Below are 17,172 nucleotides of genomic sequence, written 5' to 3' on the forward strand. Positions count from 1 at the left end.
GACTGCGTGAACAGACCAGCGAGCGCGTTCAGCCGGCACCGGCCCGGAAGCCTCCCCGTGAGGTCCCGCAGCGCTCGCATGGGCCGGTAGGGGGCCAGGTGGTCTCAGCGTGGTGTCCGGGAACGGAAGCTGTGGCCGAGCTCGGGGCCGAGTCCGTAGTAATGGCGGAAGTTGTAGATCAGCGGGCTCCACCTGGCCGGGTCGACGTGCTGAGACCCGGGGACGACGATGCGCGGATCGGCGTGGACCTTGACCACATGGGCTTCGATGATGAGGAACACGCCGGAGACGTCGGGCTGGACCCGGGCGGTACGGGCCTCCAGTTGCAGGGGGCACTCGGCGACCCGGGGCGGCCGGACCAGCTCTGAGGGCTCAGGTCGCACCCCGGCGACCGCGAACTTGTCCCGCTCGGATCGGAAGGCGCCCTGCTTGGACACCGGCACGGGGGTGCGCCCGGTCAGCGGCGCGAGCTGTTCCACCGCCGGCCACTGAGTCGGCGCGGGCAGGTTGATCACGAGTTCGGGCCGACTGCGGAGATTGTGCGCGGTCTGCCCTTCGACCCCCACACCCAGGACGACCACCTGTCCCAATGCCCAGGCCGAGGACATCGGCGCGAGATTGAAGGAGCCGTCCTCGTTCTCCGTGGAGAGCAGCACGACAGGTGTTCCGAAGTACAGGATGCTCGGCGTGATGGCCACGTGGTCCGCCGAGGTGCCGGCGGGCGCGCTGCCCGGCGTCAAGATGTTCATGGGAGCCGACGGTAGGGCGGAGACGCTTCGGCGTGCGCCGAAGGGTCCCTGGTGGATGATGGACGGCGATGAACAGCCGTGACGCGCATTTCGAGGGCCCGGACCTGGCCGCTCTGGCCGGTCTTCTGGCCGACAGCACCCGCGCGGGGTTCTGCCTCGCGCTGCTGGACGGCCGGGCCTGGACCGCGATCGAGTTGGCGCGCCATGCCGGGGTGGCCGCCTCGACCGCCACCGAGCACCTGAACCTCCTGGTCGCCGGAGGATTGCTGGCACAGGAGCGTCAGGGCCGGCATCGCTACGTTCGCCTGGCCGACCCCGCCGCGGCGGAGCTGATCGAGAACCTTGCTTCGATGGCTCCTCGACGCGCCGCCTCGGCCCACTCGCTGCCGGCTGTCAACCGCAGCCGGGCATTGGCCCGCGCCCGCACGTGCTACGACCACCTCGCCGGCGCCCTCGGGGTCGCGATCACCACCGCCATGACCGACCGGGGACTACTGGACTGGGAGCAGGGGCTGACGCTCACCGGCAAGGGAACCGCCTGGCTGGACGAGCTCGGCATCACCCTTCCGCCCGGCAAGCGGCGTCCGCCCGTCCGCTCCTGCCTGGATTGGACGGAACGCCGCCCCCATCTGGCCGGCACCGTCGGTGCCGCCGTATGCCGTCACGCCCTCGACTCCGGCTGGATCACTCGGATCGGCACCGACCGCGCCGTCGCTCTCACCGCCACCGGCCGGCGCGCGCTCCGGGAACACCTCGGCCCGTCCGACGACTGGTGTGTCACTGACCCACGCTCCTGAGGGCTTGCCGTGTGGCGAAAGTGTGTGCGGTGGCGGATGTGCCGTAGTACTCCTGGAGAGTCTCGGAGTCAGAATTCTCGCTTGGAGTCGTCGATGGCCGTTCGTCGTGTCGTGCCCAACATCAAGTCAGAGGCTGCACAGGAGAGCCGGGAGTTCTATGGGCTGTTGGGCTTCGAGGAGGTCATGAACCATGGCTGGATCATGACGCTCGCCTCTCCGTCCGCTCCAGCGGCGCAAGTCAGCGTCATGACCAGCGACAAGACCGCCCCGGTCACCCCCGACATGAGCGTCGAAGTGGACGACGTGGACGCGGCCTATGCGGTCGTGCGGGACAGCGGCGCGGAGATCGTTCACCCCTTGCAGGACGAGGAGTGGGGCGTGCGGCGGTTCTTCGTCCGCGATCCCAGCGGCCGAGTGGTCAACGTGCTGGGCCACCGCTGACACCGTCCCCGCACGATCTGGGAAGGTGCCGGTCACAGCCACTCGTTCTTGTCCGGGGTGCAGCGGATTCCCCGGCGGCGCAGGTAGGCGCGATTCCTGCGGGTGGCGTACGCCTTGTCGGCCCGCACGCGGTCGGGGCGGATGCGTGGCCGGCCCGGTCCGATGCGGGCACGCGGATCTTCTCCCGTACGGGTTCGAACTGCGGCGAGTCCCGCGCTGTCCTGCCCGCCGTTCCGCTGCCGGCGACGGAACAGGTCGCAGATCCGGCCCCCCGGCCCGTACTCAGCGGGCACGTCCCGCCACGGAACACCGGTGCGGACCCGGAACCGTATGCCGTCGATCAGCTGCCGTCGAGGCCGGACGGGAGGCCGCCCTGCCCTCGTATCCTTCGGCAGCAACGGCTCCAACACCACCCATGCTCGTCCGTGAGATCTCCCCGACCCATGAACCGTGATCATCCACAGCTCAAGATCCACTTTCGATGGGCAGCCCTTGGGTAGCGAGCCGCCCTCCCGGGGCGGGGACCGCCTTTCCAGGGCCCCGCGCCCCGACGCCTAGGATCGACCGGTGAACCGCCGCACCCCTGCCACCTCGCTCACCCTGCTCCTCGCCCTCGCCCTCCTCGGGGCGGGCTGCACCGGTGGCGTCGAGGGCACGCCGGGCGCGGCCGGGCTCCGCGACCCGTACTTCCCCTGGCTCGGCAACGGCGGCTACGACGTCACCCACTACCGACTGAAGCTGGACATCGGACCGTACGCCGACGACAGGCGCGCCCCCGCCGACCCGTCACATGGCCCCGCCCGCCGACTGCGCGGCACGGCCACCATCACGGCCCGCGCCACCCAGGACCTGAGCGCCTTCCACCTCGATCTGGCCCGACTGGACGTCGAGAGCGCCACTGTGGAGGGGCGCCCAGCGGCCGTGAACCGGGCGGGCAGGAAGCTGACGATCCGTCCGGGCTCGGCGGTGGAGGACCGGTTGCGCCAGGGGCGCACGTTCACCACCGTCGTGCGCTACTCCGGCTCCCCGCAGACCATCACCGACCCGGACGGGTCGAAGGAGGGCTGGCTGCGGACGGCGGACGGGGCGGTCGCCCTCGGGGAGCCGACCGGCTCCATGGCCTGGTTCCCCGGCAACCACCACCCGAGCGACAAGGCCACGTACGACATCGAGGTCACCGTGCCCGACCCGCTGACGGCCGTCTCCAACGGCGAGCTGGTCTCCCGGCGCACGGAGGACCGCCGTACCACCTACCACTGGCGGACCGTCGAGCCGATGGCGAGCTATGTGGCGACGCTCGCCGTCGGCCGGTTCTCCACCCACCAGAGCGCCACCCCCGACGGCATCCGGCTCTACACCGCCGTGGACCCGGAGTCGGAGGCCGCGAGCGGGGAGGTGTTGAACGAGATCCCGGCGGTGCTCGCGTGGGCGGCGGAGAGGTTCGGGCCGTACCCCTTCACCTCCGCCGGGGCGATCGTGGAGCGTACGGGTGACGCGGAGTACGCCCTGGAGACCCAGAACCGGCCCGTCTTCCCCGGCCCGCCCGACACCGCACTCCTCGTCCATGAGCTGGCCCACCAGTGGTTCGGGAACTCCGTCACCCCGAAGACCTGGCGGGACATGTGGCTCAACGAGGGCTTCGCCACGTACGCGGAGTGGCTCTGGGCCGCCGACCACGACGGCGTACCGGTCGAGGAGAGCTTCCGCGAAGCCTACGAGGACGGCGCCAACTGGGCCTTCCCGCCCGCCGTACCACCCTCCGCCGCCGACGTCTCCGGGCCTCCGGTGTACGGGCGCGGGGCCATGGTCGTGCACCGGCTCCGGCTCGCGGTCGACGACGACGAGGCGTTCTTCGGCCTGGTCAGGGGGTGGACGGAGACCCACCGGCACGGAAACGCCTCCACCGACGACTTCACCGCGTACGTGGAGGAGGAGACGGGCGAGGACCTGACCGGGCTGTGGGGCGCCTGGCTGTACGGCGAGAGCCGGCCGCCCGTGGAGGACTGACCGGCTCGTGTCCGACGGGGGCGCTCGGGTGTCCGGCACCCGGTGTCGTGGCGTGATGCCGCCGTGCCGCGTACGGGAGTCGGCTACCGCGCACCTACGCGGGAGCCCCCGGCCGTGCGCAGGCGGCTGGGGGCTCTCGTGCTGTTCGGGCGGTGCTCGGCGCTACACCGGTGCCGCCCGGGTCGGACAGTGACCTCGTGTCAGAGGTTGACGCCGAAGTCGCGGGCGATGCCGCTGAGGCCGGAGGCGTAACCCTGGCCGACCGCGCGGAACTTCCACTCGGCACCGTTGCGGTACAGCTCGCCGAAGACCATGGCGGTCTCGGTGGCGGCGTCCTCGCTCAGGTCGTAGCGGGCGATCTCGGCGCCGCCGGCCTGGTTGAGGATGCGGATGAAGGCGTTGCGGACCTGGCCGAAGTTCTGGCTGCGGCTCTCGGCGTCGTAGATCGAGACCGGGAAGACGATCTTGTCCACGTCGGCCGGCAGACCCGCCAGGTTGACGTTGATCTGCTCGTCGTCGCCCTCGCCCTCACCCGTGACGTTGTCGCCGGTGTGCACGATGGTCTGGTCCGGCGTCGACTTGTTGTTGAAGAAGACGAAGTGGCCGTCGGAGACGACCTTGCCCGCCGCGTTGACCGCGATCGCCGAGGCGTCGAGGTCGAAGTCCGTGCCGGTGGTGGTGCGGACGTCCCAGCCGAGGCCGACCGTGACGGCGGTCAGGCCCGGGGCCTCCTTGGTGAGCGAGACGTTGCCGCCCTTGGACAGGCTTACAGCCATGGGAAGTCCCTTTCCTCGTCGTGTGCGGGCTTTCGTGCCATCACGAAAGCTACCGTCACCCGTCATAACGCAGTCAGCAGACCATGAGGTTCCTGCTCTCTTTGCTTTCTTTGCCGAACTTCCGCCGGAATATACTTCCTGAAGGGTCCTCAGGGGTCGCAGGGGCTTCCGGGGCCCCCAGGGGTCTTTGGGGGCAAAAGAAGGTGACGGACCGGGCGGGGAACAGGGAACATGGGTGTCATGTCCGGGCCCTATGTCATCCGCGGCTCGGTCTCCCTGCCGGAGGCCGAGCTCATGTGGCGTTTCTCGCGCTCCTCCGGGCCCGGCGGCCAGCACGTCAACACCAGCGACTCCCAGGTGGAGCTGCGCTTCGATCTCGCCGCGACCGACGCTCTCCCGGAGGTGTGGAAGGCGCGGGCGCTGGAGCGCCTGGCGGGGAGGCTGGTGGGCGGAGTCGTCTCCGTACGGGCGTCCGAGCACCGCTCCCAGTGGCGCAACCGCGAGACGGCCGCCGTCCGGCTCGCCGCGCTCCTCGCCGAGGCCACCGCGCCGCCGCCCAGACCGCGCGTCAAGCGGAAGGTCCCGCGCGGGATCAACGAGCGCAGGCTGCGCGAGAAGAAGCAGCGCGGCGAGACCAAGCGCGGGCGCTCGGGCCGCGACTGGTAGCCGCCGCCGCACCATGGCCACCGCTCTTCCGCGGCGCCCGGGCTACTCCGTAGTGCGGTACCTGGGATGCTCCGTCGTTCCTGGGGCGCCTCGCAGCGCCTGCGCTGCCCCGCAGTGCCCGCCACCCCGCAGCCCCCACTGCCTCCGGCGCGGCCACCGGAGGGGCGGAGGGAGTCGTATCACCCCAACTGCCGGTAACGCCCCTTGAAGTACGTCAGTGGCTCGCCCTCCGGGCTCGGCAGTTCCGCCGTCAGTACGCGCCCGATCACCAGCGTGTGGTCACCGGCGACCACACGCTGCTCCGTGCGGCACTCCAGGGTCGCCAGCGCCCCGCCGATCAGGGGCGCGTGGCTCACCCCGCCCCGTGCGTACGCCAGGTCCTGGAAGAGCAGCCGGTCGCTGATCCGGCCCTTCATGGCGAACCGCCCCGCGATGTGGCGCTGGCCGGCCGCCAGCACGGAGACGGCCCACAGGGGCTGCTCGTCGAGCAGGTCGTCCATCCGGGAGCCGTTGCGCAGGCTCACCATCACCAGCGGCGGGTCCAGGGAGACGGACATGAAGGCGGTGGCCGTCATCCCGACGTCCTCGCCGCGGCCGTCCTCGTCGAGCGGCGGCTCCTGGGCGGTGACCAGCACCACTCCGGCGGCCAGCCGCGCGAGTGCTGCGCGGAACTCGTCGTTGCTCACCCCCTCAGCATGCGGGACGGTCTCGGGGCGCGGGGTGGCGGGAGTCTTCTGGAACACACCGGAACGCTAGCCGCGCCCTGCCGGACGCCGCATCGGGCCAGGGGACCAGGCCCGCCCCGGCCGGTCCTAGGACCGGGGGCGTGGGCCGGTGCGGTGCGCCGACGCCGTGCGGCCGCCGACACCGAAGACGGTGGCCGGAGCTGTGTCCGGACCTCGGAGAGTGGCCGAAACACCCGGGGCGAGCATGGCCGAATTTGCGCCAGGGAAACGATGGAACGCCCGAACAGTCACCCCCGACCCCTGAACCATCTGTTGTGACTTGAGTCACAGAGTCCATTTTCTGCTGACCCTGTGTACCGGGTGCACAGCTCACTGTGATTCAGTGGCCGTGACACTGCAACAAGTACGTCGATATGAAACCTGGAGTTGCTGTCGAGGTCTCGGGGAGTGCGAGCAATGGAGGCCGAGTCGGAACCCTACGTCCGCCTTGCGACCATGCGGCAGCTGCACCAGGCCGTCGCTGATCTCAACACGGCGCGGAGTCTGGCGGACACACTGCAGACCGTGGCGGACGGCATCGTCACCGGTCTCGGCTACGAGCTGGGCTGCGTCAACCTGGTCCGGCCCGACGGCGACCTCGTCATCGCCGCCTTCGCGGGCAACGCCGCCGCCGAGGCCCTGATCACCGGCCGCGTCGGCTCCCGCGCCTCCTGGGAGCGCCGGCTCTCCATGGGCGAGGCCTGGGACCAGCTGAGGTTCATCCCGCACACCGAGGGCTGGGTCCTGCTCGACGACGACGTACCGCAGTGGCACACGGAGGGGCCCGAGCCCCGGTTCGAGGACGAGTGGCACCCGCTGGACCGCCTCTACGCCCCGATGTACGCCTCCGGGGGCGGCAGGGACCTCCTGGGGGTCATATCCGTCGACCGGCCGCGCAACGGGCGCCGCCCCGGCGCGTGGGGGCGCGAGGCGCTCCAGATGTACGCCTCCCAGGCCGCCATTGCGATCAGCAACGCCCGCCTGCGAGCAAACATGCAGCGCGCGCTCGTCCGGCTGGAGCGCGAGCAGCAGGCGCTGCGGGCCAGCGAGGAGTCCTTCCGCCAGGCCTTCGAGTACGCGCCCAGCGGCATGGCCATCGCGGAGATGGGCGGCGACCAGCACGGCCGGCTGCTGCGCACCAACGACGCCCTGTGCCGACTGCTCGGCCGCCCCGCCTCCGTGCTGCGCCGCTACTCCTTCGCCGACCTCGTCCACCCCGAGGACATCGGCACCCTGCTGCGCACCTCCGCCGAGGGCGGCCGGGCGGAGCTGCGGCTGAGCCGCCGGGACGGCACGTACCTCTGGGTCTCCCTGCGCAACTCCGTCGTCGCGGACACCGCCGACGGCCCGCGCTTCCTCCTCACCCACGTCGAGGACATAGAGGAGCGCAAGCGCCATGAGCTGAACCTCGCCCACCGCGCCTCGCACGACGCGCTCACCGGCCTGCCCAACAGCGCCGAGCTGAAGTCCCGCATCGGCGCCCGGCTCTGCGAGCGCCCGCACTCCCCGGCGGCGACCGCGATCGAGGCACTGGACGCGGCCTACGGGGACGTCGAGTCGTCGCTCACCCACAGCTACCAGTCCGACGGGTACGAGGGGGAGGCGGCACCCGGCGGACTCTACGACCACCATGTGCACGCCCTCGCCCCCGACGCGGAGCACGACGACGGGACGAAGGGGCTCGCGGTCCTCTTCTGCGACCTCGACGGCTTCAAGTCCATCAACGACCGCTTCGGGCACCACACGGGTGACGCGGTGCTCATCGAGGTCGCGCGGCGGCTGTCCCACTGTGTCCGGGACGGCGACACGGTCGCCCGGCTCGGAGGTGACGAATTCGTCGTTCTCGCGGACGGCCTCGGGGCGGCGGACGCCGCTGACCTGGCCGTACGTCTGCGAAATGCCATTATTCCGCCGATCAGGGTCGACGGGCGCGCTGTCCGGGTCGGGGCGAGCTTCGGCATCGGCTGGGCCGAGTGCGGGATGAGCGTGGAGGAGGTCCTGCGCTCCGCCGACCAGCGGATGTACGTCGAGAAGCGGGCGCGCTCCAAGGTTCACCGCAGGGCCGGCTGACGTTCATGTGCCCGGCCCTGCCCCTACCCCGTACCCCTTCCGCCGGATCTGTCCGGTGGATGATCGTCATTCGGACCGTGCTCCGTTCGAGGTAGGCTCGGCCGGTCGGCGACGGCTGGCGAGATGGTGAGGAGTGACCCAGGGATGACGGCCGGGAACAACGGCGCGAGCAAGCCCGAGGACGACGATCCGTTCGGCTACCTGTACGCGGACGGACAGGCGGCGGGCGCCCAGCCGCCCGGACAGGGCGGCTACGGCTACCCGGGTCCGGCCGCGCAGCCGGGCGTGCCCCGGACGTCGTACAACCAGGTGCGGGCCGTCGGCGAGCGTCAGTACGGGCAGCAGCAGGTCCCCCCGCAGCCCGGGTACGGCTATCCGCCCCCGCAGGCCTACGGCCAGCAGCCCGCCCCCCAGTACCACCAGCCCAACCCGCAGTACGCCGCTCCCGAGACCTACCCGGGCGGCGCGCCCGCCGCGCACCGCGGCCCGGCGCAGGACGGCGGCGGTTCCGGCGGCCGGGGCGGCCCCAACACCAAGGCGCTGCTGATCGCGGCGGTCGCCGTGGTCGCGGTCGTCCTCATCGGCATCGGCGCCGCGCTGCTCTCGGGCAACGACGGCGACAAGGACAGGAAGGACGAGGCCTCGTCCTCGGGAGGCCCCGCCGGTGAGGTGAAGGAGTCCGACAAAGCGAAGGAGCCGGAGAAGAAGCCCGAGGAGACCCCGGCCCCGATCGAACTGCCGAAGCAGGACGCCGCGACGCTGACGCTGGGCGGCTCCACCACGGTGGAGAGCTCGGTCGAAGGGGCCCAGGGGGTCAACGGCACGTACGTCACCGGGTTCAACAACGTCGGCTCCTCGGTGACCTGGAAGGCGAACATGCCGACCGAGGGCTCCTACCGCCTCACCGTGCGCTACGCCATCCCGGCCGTCGACGCCAACGCCACCCTGACGGTCAACGGGAAGCCGAACTCCCAGCCGATCGGGCTGAAGAACTTCATCAACTCCTCGGACCCGAACCTGGAGAAGAACTGGCAGACCACCTGGGCGCCGGTCGATCTCAAGAAGGGCGAGAACGAGATCAAGATCTCGTGCGAGGACGGCAACCAGTGCGACGTGGTCCTCGACTGGCTGGAAGTCACGCAGAAGTAGAGCTTTCGGTAGCGATGCTCCGTGGCGGCCCGTCGAGTCCTTCGACGGGCCGTTCCGGTTGTTCGGGCCGGTGGCCGGACGGGCGCAGGCGGCCGGGGCCCTGGCGCGGGCGGGTCAGGACGTGGCGGCGTACGGCTCCACCGTCACGCGCGGCAGCAGCTCCGCGTAGGCCGCCGCGTCGAACTCGCCGGCGGTCGGGGCCAGGACCGTCGCCGTCGACAGGGCCACCGCGCGGGACAGGCGTCCGGGCCAGTCGAGCCCCTCGACCAGGGCGGAGAGCAGCCCGGCCACCGCGGAGTCGCCCGCTCCGGTCGGGTTGCCGCGTACGGGCGTCGGCGGGGCGGCCCGCCAGCCGCCCTCCGGGGTGTCGGCGAGGACGCCGTCGGGGCCCAGGGAGGCGATCACCGCGTGCGCCCCGCGGCGGCGGGCGTCCCGGGCGGCGCGCAGCGGTTCGCGGAAGCCGGTCAGCTGGGCCAGCTCCTCCGTGTTCGGCTTGACCAGGTCGGGGCGGGCGGCGATGCCCCGGCGCAGGGGTTCGCCGCTGGTGTCCAGGAGGACCGGTACGGCGGCGGCGCGGGCGATCCGGATCAGCTCCGCGTACGCCCCGACGTGGATGCCGGGCGGCAGCGAACCGCAGAGCGCGACCGCGTCGGCGTCCGCGACCAGCTCCCCGTACGTGCGCAGGAAGGCGGCCCACTCGGCGGCGCCGACCGGCGGTCCGGGCTCGTTGAGCTGGGTGGTGTCGCCGGTCGACCGGTCGGTGACCGCGAGCGTGCGGCGGGTGTTCCCGGCGATCGGGACGAGCGCGTCGCGCGGCGGGAGCGGTGCGAGGAGGTCGCGCAGGACGGCTCCGGTGGCCCCGCCGACGAAGCCGGTGGCCACGGTGTCGTGGCCCAGCGCGCCCAGCACCCGGGCGACGTTGAGGCCCTTGCCGCCGGGGCGTTCGACGACCTCGCCGACCCGGTGGCTGCGGTGCGGGACGAGCGCGTCGACGGTGTAGGTCACGTCGAGCGCGGTGTTCAGCGTGACGGTCAGTATCACGTGGTCCGGCCCCTCCCTCGATCCGTCGCACTGTCGTTCGCCCCGGCCGCCGACGCGCCGCACCGCCGGGTATCCGCCCGCCGGCCCGCGCCCGGTGGTACGAGCCTGTTGATCATGCCAAAGGGAGGGCGGCCGGGCCCAGTCCTCGGTCCCGACCGCCATCTCTTCGTTACGTGCCCCGCGAGGGTCCCGCGAAAGCCGCTCGTAGCTCCGCGAAGGCGCTTCGCTCTCCCCCGGCGTCCTTCGGAGGGCGGGCCCTCACGCCGTCTTCGGCTCGATGATCCACTCGCCCTTGCGCATGACGCCCGCCAGGACGAAGTCCTCGTCGAGCACCACCAGGTCCGCGTCCTTGCCCGGCTCCAGCGAACCGACCCGGTCGTCGACGCCGAGGAGGCGGGCGGGGTTCGCCGAGATGGACCGTACGACGTCCTCCACCGGGATCCGGTCGATGGTGACGGCCCGGCGGAACGCGGTGTCCAGGGTGAGGGTGGAGCCCGCGATGGAGCCGCCCTCCACCAGCCGCGCCACCCCGTCGGTGACCGAGACGGCGAGCGGGCCGAGCTGGTACTCCCCGTCACCGAAGCCCGCCGCGTCCATCGCGTCGGTGATCAGCGCGACCCGCTCGGCGCCCTTGTGGCGGAAGGCCATCTCCAGGACCGCCGGGTGCAGATGCGTGCCGTCGTTGATCAGCTCGACGGTGATGCGGTCGTCCTCCAGGAGCGCGGTGATCGGGCCGGGCTCGCGGTGGGCGATGGGGGGCATCGCGTTGAACAGGTGCGTGGCGACGGTGGCGCCCGCCTCGATCGCCTCGACGGTCTGCGCGTACGTGGCGTCGGTGTGGCCGATCGCGGCGATCACCCCGAGGTCGGCGAGGAGCCGTACGGAGTCGATGCCGCCGGGCAGCTCGGTGGCGAGGGTCATCATCCGGACGGTGCCGCGCCCGGCGTCGACCAGCTTGCGGACATCGGCCGGGGCCGGGTCGCGCAGCAGGTCCTCGCTGTGGGCGCCCTTGCGGCAGGGCGAGATGAAGGGGCCCTCGAAGTGGAGTCCGGCCAGGTCGCCCTGTTCGACCAGCTCGGAGAGGATCCCGGCCTGCCGGGCGAGGAAGCCCGTCTCGCCGGTGACCATGGAGCCGACCAGGGTGGTGGTGCCGTGCTCGCGGTGCGTGCGGATGCCGTCGAGGACCTGGTCCGCGGTGCCCGAGGTGAAGGAGGCACCGCCGCCGCCGTGGTTGTGCATGTCGACGAAGCCGGGGACCACCCAGTGGCCGCTGAGATCGACGACCCGGGCGTCCTCGGGCGCGGTGCCGGAGATCCGGGTGGACTCGACGGTCACCCGGCCGTCCTCCACGGTCCCGGTGGGAAGGACCACCCGGGCGCCCGCGAGGACGGTGCTGTCTGCTGCGCGTCCGGCCATCAGGCGGAAACCTCCGTGGAGAGTAGATCCCAGGCGAGCAGCCCCGCGCCCAGGCATCCGGCGGTGTCCCCGAGGGCCGCCGGGACGATGTCGGGCAGCTTCTGGAACGTGACGCGTTCCTCGACGGCCGCACGCAGTGGTGTGAACAGGGTTTCCCCGGCCTCCGCCAGCCCGCCACCGATGATGAGCGTGCGCGGATCCAGCAGGGTGAGGGCGGTGACCAGCCCGGCGGCGAGCGCGTCGACCGCGTCCCGCCAGACGGCTACCGCCGCCGGATCGCCGGACTCGACGGCCTTGGCGCAGTCCGCGGCGTCCGCCTCCGGGTCGCCGGACGCGGCGGCCCAGGCCCGGGTCACCGCGGAGGCGGAGGCCAGGGTCTCCAGACAGCCGCGCTGCCCGCAGTGGCACTGGGGGCCGTCGGGGCGGACCACGATGTGGCCGATCTCCCCCGCGTACCCGTGGGCGCCCGCCTCGATGGTGCTCCCGATGCCGATGGCCCCGGCTATCCCGGTGCCCAGCGGCATGAACAGGAAGCGGTCGGCGCCCCGCCCGGCGCCGATGCGGCCCTCGGCGAGCCCTCCGGTGCGGACGTCGTGGCCGAGGGCGACCGGGACCCCGCCGAGCCGCTCACCGAGCAGGGCGCGCATCGGTACGTCGCGCCAGCCCAGGTTGGCGGAGTAGACCGCGATCCCCTTCTCGGCGTCGACGATGCCGGGCACGGCGACCCCGGCGGCGACGGCCCTCTCGCCGAAGTGCTCCTCGCCGTGCGCGCGCAGCTCCGCGGCGAACGCGAGGATGGTCTCGACGACCGCGTCGGCGCCGCGCTTCCGGCCGGTGGCCCGCCGCGCCTCGTACAGCAGCGTGCCGTCGGTCCCGACCAGCGCGGCCTTCATTCCGGTGCCGCCCACATCGAGGGCGATGACATGTCTCACGGGAGACAGTTTCGCCCGCCGACCCCTAAAAGGTCTAGTCCACTAGCGTGGTTTGTTGCGCATCCATACAAAATGATGAACGAGGGGTGCCGGGACGCTTTCCTATGGAAAGTGGCGAAATGGACACCAGTGATGTGCCCGCGACAGGGCTCCGCCCGTCCAATGGTCTGGACCAAGATACGGGTTCGGGGTCCCGACTGCCAGACCGTGTAAGCCAGTTGTGGCCTCCGCGGCCCGTATACGTTGCCGAAGCGATACTCCGGTGGTGTAGACCTCCCCCTCCGGCGTGGGGGAAAATCGCTGTTCACCCGGACGGTGGAAGGACGGGTGGCGGCGCCGCGGCCGACCCACGAGAGGTCCCGCACAGTGACGCCGCGCCACCGTCCGTGACCAGGTGGCGTATCAACGAGGATGGGCGAGGCTGTGCAGCGGCGCTTTACGGTTCTGACCGCGGTGGTTGCCGCGCTGGGTATGACGGCAACGTTGTCGGGCTGCGGAGAGGACAGCGGCACGGGCGACGTCACCCTGAAGCTGGTCGCCGCCGACTACGGCACGAGCGCCGCCAACAGCTCCGAGAAGTACTGGAGCGGTCTCGTGGCCGGCTTCGAGAAGGCGAACCCCGGCATCAAGGTCGAGGTCAACGTCTTCTCCTGGAAGGACGTGGACCGCAAGGTCGCGGAGATGGTCAAGGAGGGCAAGGCCCCCGACATCGCCCAGATCGGCGCGTACGCGGACTACGCCAAGGCCGACAAGCTCTACAGCGCCGACCAGATGCTCGCCATCCGCACCCAGGCCAACTTCCTGCCCTCCCTCACGGACGCGGGCAAGGTCGACGGCACGCTGTACGGGCTCCCGTTCGTCGCCAGCACCCGGCTGCTCTTCTACAACGAGAAACTCTTCGGCCAGGCGGGCCTGGAGGCCCCCCAGACCTGGGACGACATCCAGACCGGCGCCGCCGCGCTCAAGGCCAAGGGCGTCAAGTACCCCTTCGCCCTGCCGCTCGGCCAGGAGGAGTCCCAGGCCGAGACCCTGATGTGGCTGCTCAGCAACAACGGCGGCTACGTGGACGACGTCGGCCTGTACGACATCGACTCGGCCCAGAACATCGCCACCTTCACCTGGCTCCGGGACAACCTCGTCGGCAAGGGCCTCACCGGCCCCGTCGCCCCGGGCAAGCTGGACCGCGCGAAGGCCTTCGAGGCGTTCACCAAGGGCGAGGTCGGCATGCTCAACGGCCACCCGACGCTGATGGAGGAGGCCGAGGCCAAGGGCGTCAAGGTCGGCATGGTGCCGCTGCCCGGCGCCGAGGGCCCGACCAAGGGGTCGATGGGCGTCGCGGACTGGATGATGGGCTTCAAGCAGAACGGCAACCGGCAGGCGATCGGCAAGTTCTTCGACTACGCCTACTCCGACGAGAACGTCCTGGCCTTCGCCGACGAGTACGACCTCCTCCCGGTGACCGGCAGCGCCTCCGCCGAGATGGAGACCGACAACAAGCACGTGAAGCTGCGCGAGTTCCTGGCGGCGCTGCCCAACTCCCAGCTGCCCCCCTTCGGCAAGACGTCCTGGGCGACGGTGAGCGAGTCGATCAAGAAGAACATCGGTGAGGCGGTCGCCCCCGGCGGCAGCCCGGAGCGGGTGCTCGGCTCGATAGCGGCCGAGGCGTCGCGGGCGGAGAGCGCGGAGTAGGGGGCGCGGTTAGGTTGGTCGTATGACCGATCCCGACGTCGAGCCCGCGCCCTCCGCTCCCGCTGAGCTGTCCGACCGGGCGCGGGCGGTGCTCGCGCTGGAGCGGAGGTCCTGGGCGGGGCCCGGAGCGAAGGAACGGGCGATCCGGGAGGAGCTGGGGATGTCCCCGGTGCGGTACTTCCAGCTCCTCAACGCGCTGATCGAGGACGAGCGGGCGCTGCGGGAGGACCCGGTCACGGTGAACCGCCTGCGCCGCCTGAAGGAGGAGCGGCGGGGGAGACGCTGACGGCCACCGGGGGCGCTGCCCCGCGCCCCCGCTCCTCGAACGCCGCAGGGGCCGGATTGCTACGCTCACCCCATGGGCAGCCACCCCGCACATCTGCCGACCCCGACCACCCCGGCCGGACGGGAGGGCCTGGAGGCCATCCTGGCGCGGCCCGACCGCGCGGTCGTCGCTCTGGACTTCGACGGCACGCTCGCCGACATCGTCCCCGACCCCGAGCAGGCCCGCGCCCATCCCGGCGCCGCCGAGGCCCTGGCCGCGCTCGCCCCCAAGGTCGCCTCGATCGCCGTGATCACCGGCCGCCCCGCAGACGTGGCCGTGCGGTACGGCGGCTTCGCTGGCGTCCCCGGCCTTGACCACCTCGTCGTCCTCGGCCACTACGGCGCCGAGCGCTGGGACGCCGCCACCGGCACGGTGAACGCACCCGCCCCGCACCCCGGTGTGGCCGAGGCGCGGGCCGAACTCCCCGGTGTCCTGCACGGGTTCGACTCCTGGCACGGCACCTGGATCGAGGAGAAGGGCCGGGCCGTCGCCGTCCACACCCGCCGCGCCGACGACCCGCAGGCAGCCTTCGAGACCCTGCGCGGCCCCCTCGGCGAGCTGGCCGCCCGCCACGGGCTGGTCCTGGAACCCGGCCGCCAGGTCCTGGAGTTGCGCCCGCCGGGCATGGACAAGGGCGTCGCGCTCGCGGAGTACGTACGGGAGGTGGGCGCCGCCTCCGTGCTGTACGCGGGCGACGACCTGGGGGACCTCGCCGCCTTCGCCACCGTGGAGAAGCTGCGCGGCGCGGGCGCGGGGCGAATCCCGGGGCTGTTGGTGTGCAGCGGCAGCGCCGAGGTGCCCGAACTGGCCGAGCGCGCCGACCTGTCGGTACCCGGCCCTGCCGCCGTGGTCGACTTCCTGGCGGCCTTGGCGGACCGCCTCTGAACTGTGACCGCAGGCGGCGCAGGTGCCGCGAGCGGCCCGGCTCACTCCTGCCGCAGCGCCTCCAGCTGGTCCAGGAACCACTGCTGCGGCGGGAGCGCGGTCGCCGCCTCCGCCAGCCGCTTCGTGCGGCCCGTCCGCTCCTCGGTGCCCATCGACAGGGCCTCGTGCAGCGCCTGTGCCGTGCCCGCCACGTCGTACGGGTTCACCACGAGCGCGTCCGCGCCCAGCTCCTCGTACGCCCCTGCCTCCCGGGACAGCACCAGCGCGCAGCCGTGGTCGGAGACGACGGGGACCTCCTTGGCGACCAGGTTCATCCCGTCGCGGATCGGGTTGACCAGGGCGACGTCCGCCAGTCGGTAGGCGGCGAGCGAGCGGGCGAAGTCGTCCTTCACGTGGAGGACGACGGGTGTCCAACTCTCGTTCCCGTACGCTCCGTTGATCTCCGTGGCGAGGGACTGCACCGCCGCGGTGTAGTCCCGGTAGACCGCGAGGTCCTGGCGGGAGGGGTAGGCGAAGGCCACGTGGACCACGCGCTCACGCCACTCGGGGTGGGCCTCCAGCAGGGCCCGGTAGGCGTGCAGGCCACGCACGATGTTCTTCGACAGCTCCGTGCGGTCCACCCGCACGATCGTCTTCCTGCCCTCGCCCACCTGCTCCCGCAGCGCCGCCATCCGCTCGTCCACGTCCGCCTCGCGTGAGCGTCGGCGCAGGAAGTCCGCGTCCGCCCCCAGCCCGTGCACCCCGATCCGGGTCCGGCCCGTCCCGCCGAGGATCTCCGTGCAGCAGCCGATGAACGCGTCCGCCCACCGCCGGGTCAGGAACGCGGCCCGGTCCGCGCCGAGGATGCCCCGCAGCAGCTGCTCGCCGATGTCGTCGGGCAGCAGCCGGAAGTAGTCCACCGGGGCCCACGGAGTGTGCGAGAAGTGGCCGATCCGCAGGTCCGGGCGCAGCTCGCGGAGCATCCCGGGGACCAGGGCCAGGTGGTAGTCCTGCACGAGGACCGCCGCCTCCGGTCCGGCCTCCTGCGCCAGCGCCTCGGCGAAGGCCCGGTTGTACGCCTCGTACGCGGCCCACTGCCGCCGGAACTCGGCGTCGAAGACCGGCTCCACGGGTGTCTGGTACAGCAGATGGTGGACGAACCACAGCACGGAGTTGGCGATGCCGTTGTACGCGTCGGCGTGCACCTCGGGGTCGATGTCCAGCATCCGCACGCCCGGCTCGCCGACCCCGCGCCGCACCGCCTCGCGGTCGCCGTCCCCGAGGGCCGCGCAGACCCACAGCTTGTCGTCGACGGCGCTCAGCCCGGAGACGAGACCCCCGCCGCCGCGCTTGGCGTCGAGTGTCCCGTCCTCGCCGAGCGTGTACGTGATGGGGCCGCGGTTGGACGCGACGAGGACCTGGGCGGTGGAAGGGGCGGTGGCTTCGGCATGCTCGGTGACCATGTAGCGGAACCTAGCCCGTGAGGGAAGCCGCCAAACGCGCGTCCGCAGGACCGCCCACCGCG

The 17,172-nt window shown here is 71.9% G+C and carries 17 protein-coding genes; 9 read left to right on the forward strand and 8 right to left on the reverse strand.

Features of this window, described 5'->3' with window-relative positions:
* Nucleotides 1-104 precede the first annotated feature (104 nt).
* Nucleotides 105-749, reverse strand: a complete 645-nt coding sequence (locus AC0682_RS21270) for a flavin reductase family protein (protein WP_478534622.1) — start codon at nt 747-749, stop codon at nt 105-107.
* Between the two features lie 68 nt (nt 750-817).
* Between AC0682_RS21270 and AC0682_RS21275 the strand changes: the two genes are divergently transcribed.
* Together AC0682_RS21275 and AC0682_RS21280 are read left to right on the forward strand one after the other, a co-directional pair.
* Entirely contained in the window at nt 818-1,546 is a 729-nt protein-coding gene (locus AC0682_RS21275; RefSeq protein ID WP_478534623.1) for an ArsR/SmtB family transcription factor, read from the forward strand.
* A 93-nt stretch (nt 1,547-1,639) separates the two neighbouring features.
* Nucleotides 1,640-1,987, forward strand: a complete 348-nt coding sequence (locus AC0682_RS21280; protein ID WP_478534727.1) for a VOC family protein — start codon at nt 1,640-1,642, stop codon at nt 1,985-1,987.
* A gap of 32 nt (nt 1,988-2,019) precedes the next feature.
* Here the strand turns inward: AC0682_RS21280 and AC0682_RS21285 are convergent, their stop codons facing one another.
* Entirely contained in the window at nt 2,020-2,445 is a 426-nt protein-coding gene (locus AC0682_RS21285) for a transposase (RefSeq protein WP_478534625.1), read from the reverse strand.
* Nucleotides 2,446-2,554: 109 nt separating this feature from the next.
* Between AC0682_RS21285 and AC0682_RS21290 the strand changes: the two genes are divergently transcribed.
* Nucleotides 2,555-3,994, forward strand: a complete 1,440-nt coding sequence (locus AC0682_RS21290; protein ID WP_478534627.1) for a M1 family metallopeptidase — start codon at nt 2,555-2,557, stop codon at nt 3,992-3,994.
* A 200-nt stretch (nt 3,995-4,194) separates the two neighbouring features.
* Here AC0682_RS21290 and AC0682_RS21295 read toward each other — a convergent pair whose 3' ends face one another.
* Nucleotides 4,195-4,770, reverse strand: a complete 576-nt coding sequence (locus AC0682_RS21295) for a TerD family protein (RefSeq protein WP_254812023.1) — start codon at nt 4,768-4,770, stop codon at nt 4,195-4,197.
* A 231-nt stretch (nt 4,771-5,001) separates the two neighbouring features.
* Here AC0682_RS21295 and arfB point away from each other — a divergent pair, with 231 nt between their 5' ends.
* The gene (gene arfB, locus AC0682_RS21300) at nt 5,002-5,436 is read left to right on the forward strand and encodes an alternative ribosome rescue aminoacyl-tRNA hydrolase ArfB (RefSeq protein WP_478534628.1); all 435 of its coding nucleotides are present in this window, start codon (nt 5,002-5,004) and stop codon (nt 5,434-5,436) included.
* A 179-nt stretch (nt 5,437-5,615) separates the two neighbouring features.
* Here the strand turns inward: arfB and AC0682_RS21305 are convergent, their stop codons facing one another.
* Nucleotides 5,616-6,122 carry a flavin reductase family protein gene (locus AC0682_RS21305; protein ID WP_478534728.1) on the reverse strand — a complete coding sequence of 169 codons (507 nt, stop codon included), beginning with the start codon at nt 6,120-6,122 and terminating at the stop codon, nt 5,616-5,618.
* A gap of 456 nt (nt 6,123-6,578) precedes the next feature.
* Here AC0682_RS21305 and cdgB point away from each other — a divergent pair, with 456 nt between their 5' ends.
* Nucleotides 6,579-8,231, forward strand: coding sequence for a diguanylate cyclase CdgB (cdgB, locus tag AC0682_RS21310; protein WP_254812021.1), 1,653 nt, complete (start codon nt 6,579-6,581; stop codon nt 8,229-8,231).
* A 144-nt stretch (nt 8,232-8,375) separates the two neighbouring features.
* Nucleotides 8,376-9,380, forward strand: a complete 1,005-nt coding sequence (locus AC0682_RS21315) for a CBM35 domain-containing protein (RefSeq protein ID WP_254812020.1) — start codon at nt 8,376-8,378, stop codon at nt 9,378-9,380.
* A gap of 114 nt (nt 9,381-9,494) precedes the next feature.
* Here AC0682_RS21315 and AC0682_RS21320 read toward each other — a convergent pair whose 3' ends face one another.
* The 3 genes from AC0682_RS21320 to AC0682_RS21330 form a co-directional block, all read right to left on the reverse strand.
* A complete protein-coding gene (locus tag AC0682_RS21320) occupies nt 9,495-10,421 on the reverse strand; it encodes a 1-phosphofructokinase family hexose kinase (RefSeq protein ID WP_478534629.1) in 927 nt (308 codons plus the stop codon).
* Between the two features lie 258 nt (nt 10,422-10,679).
* On the reverse strand, nt 10,680-11,837 hold the full coding sequence (nagA, locus tag AC0682_RS21325; RefSeq protein WP_478534630.1) for an N-acetylglucosamine-6-phosphate deacetylase: 1,158 nt from the start codon (nt 11,835-11,837) through the stop codon (nt 10,680-10,682).
* Nucleotides 11,837-12,769 carry an ROK family protein gene (locus AC0682_RS21330; RefSeq protein ID WP_478534631.1) on the reverse strand — a complete coding sequence of 311 codons (933 nt, stop codon included), beginning with the start codon at nt 12,767-12,769 and terminating at the stop codon, nt 11,837-11,839. Before AC0682_RS21330 ends, nagA begins: the two co-directional genes overlap by 1 nt.
* A gap of 411 nt (nt 12,770-13,180) precedes the next feature.
* Here AC0682_RS21330 and AC0682_RS21335 point away from each other — a divergent pair, with 411 nt between their 5' ends.
* The 3 genes from AC0682_RS21335 to otsB all read left to right on the forward strand — a co-directional run bounded on the left by AC0682_RS21335 (nt 13,181) and on the right by otsB (nt 15,668).
* The gene (locus AC0682_RS21335; RefSeq protein ID WP_478534632.1) at nt 13,181-14,458 is read left to right on the forward strand and encodes an ABC transporter substrate-binding protein; all 1,278 of its coding nucleotides are present in this window, start codon (nt 13,181-13,183) and stop codon (nt 14,456-14,458) included.
* 22 nt (nt 14,459-14,480) lie between these two features.
* Nucleotides 14,481-14,744 carry a DUF3263 domain-containing protein gene (locus AC0682_RS21340; protein WP_478534633.1) on the forward strand — a complete coding sequence of 88 codons (264 nt, stop codon included), beginning with the start codon at nt 14,481-14,483 and terminating at the stop codon, nt 14,742-14,744.
* 72 nt (nt 14,745-14,816) lie between these two features.
* The gene (otsB, locus tag AC0682_RS21345) at nt 14,817-15,668 is read left to right on the forward strand and encodes a trehalose-phosphatase (protein ID WP_478534634.1); all 852 of its coding nucleotides are present in this window, start codon (nt 14,817-14,819) and stop codon (nt 15,666-15,668) included.
* 41 nt (nt 15,669-15,709) lie between these two features.
* Here otsB and AC0682_RS21350 read toward each other — a convergent pair whose 3' ends face one another.
* Nucleotides 15,710-17,110 (reverse strand): alpha,alpha-trehalose-phosphate synthase (UDP-forming), encoded by a 1,401-nt coding sequence (locus AC0682_RS21350; protein WP_478534635.1) that lies wholly within the window; start codon nt 17,108-17,110, stop codon nt 15,710-15,712.
* Nucleotides 17,111-17,172: the final 62 nt, after the last annotated feature.

This window comes from Streptomyces sp. NPDC043746 (assembly GCF_056436485.1).

Bases quoted from the DNA above. Each gene is read 5' to 3' on its own strand.
- AC0682_RS21270 (WP_478534622.1), bottom strand. From the start codon at position 749: ATGAACATCTTGACGCCGGGCAGCGCGCCCGCCGGCACCTCGGCGGAC.
- AC0682_RS21275 (WP_478534623.1), top strand. From the start codon at position 818: ATGAACAGCCGTGACGCGCATTTCGAGGGCCCGGACCTGGCCGCTCTG.
- AC0682_RS21280 (WP_478534727.1), top strand. From the start codon at position 1,640: ATGGCCGTTCGTCGTGTCGTGCCCAACATCAAGTCAGAGGCTGCACAG.
- AC0682_RS21285 (WP_478534625.1), bottom strand. From the start codon at position 2,445: ATGATCACGGTTCATGGGTCGGGGAGATCTCACGGACGAGCATGGGTG.
- AC0682_RS21295 (WP_254812023.1), bottom strand. From the start codon at position 4,770: ATGGCTGTAAGCCTGTCCAAGGGCGGCAACGTCTCGCTCACCAAGGAG.
- arfB (WP_478534628.1), top strand. From the start codon at position 5,002: ATGGGTGTCATGTCCGGGCCCTATGTCATCCGCGGCTCGGTCTCCCTG.
- cdgB (WP_254812021.1), top strand. From the start codon at position 6,579: ATGGAGGCCGAGTCGGAACCCTACGTCCGCCTTGCGACCATGCGGCAG.
- AC0682_RS21315 (WP_254812020.1), top strand. From the start codon at position 8,376: ATGACGGCCGGGAACAACGGCGCGAGCAAGCCCGAGGACGACGATCCG.
- nagA (WP_478534630.1), bottom strand. From the start codon at position 11,837: ATGGCCGGACGCGCAGCAGACAGCACCGTCCTCGCGGGCGCCCGGGTG.
- AC0682_RS21335 (WP_478534632.1), top strand. From the start codon at position 13,181: ATGGGCGAGGCTGTGCAGCGGCGCTTTACGGTTCTGACCGCGGTGGTT.
- AC0682_RS21340 (WP_478534633.1), top strand. From the start codon at position 14,481: ATGACCGATCCCGACGTCGAGCCCGCGCCCTCCGCTCCCGCTGAGCTG.
- otsB (WP_478534634.1), top strand. From the start codon at position 14,817: ATGGGCAGCCACCCCGCACATCTGCCGACCCCGACCACCCCGGCCGGA.
- AC0682_RS21350 (WP_478534635.1), bottom strand. From the start codon at position 17,110: ATGGTCACCGAGCATGCCGAAGCCACCGCCCCTTCCACCGCCCAGGTC.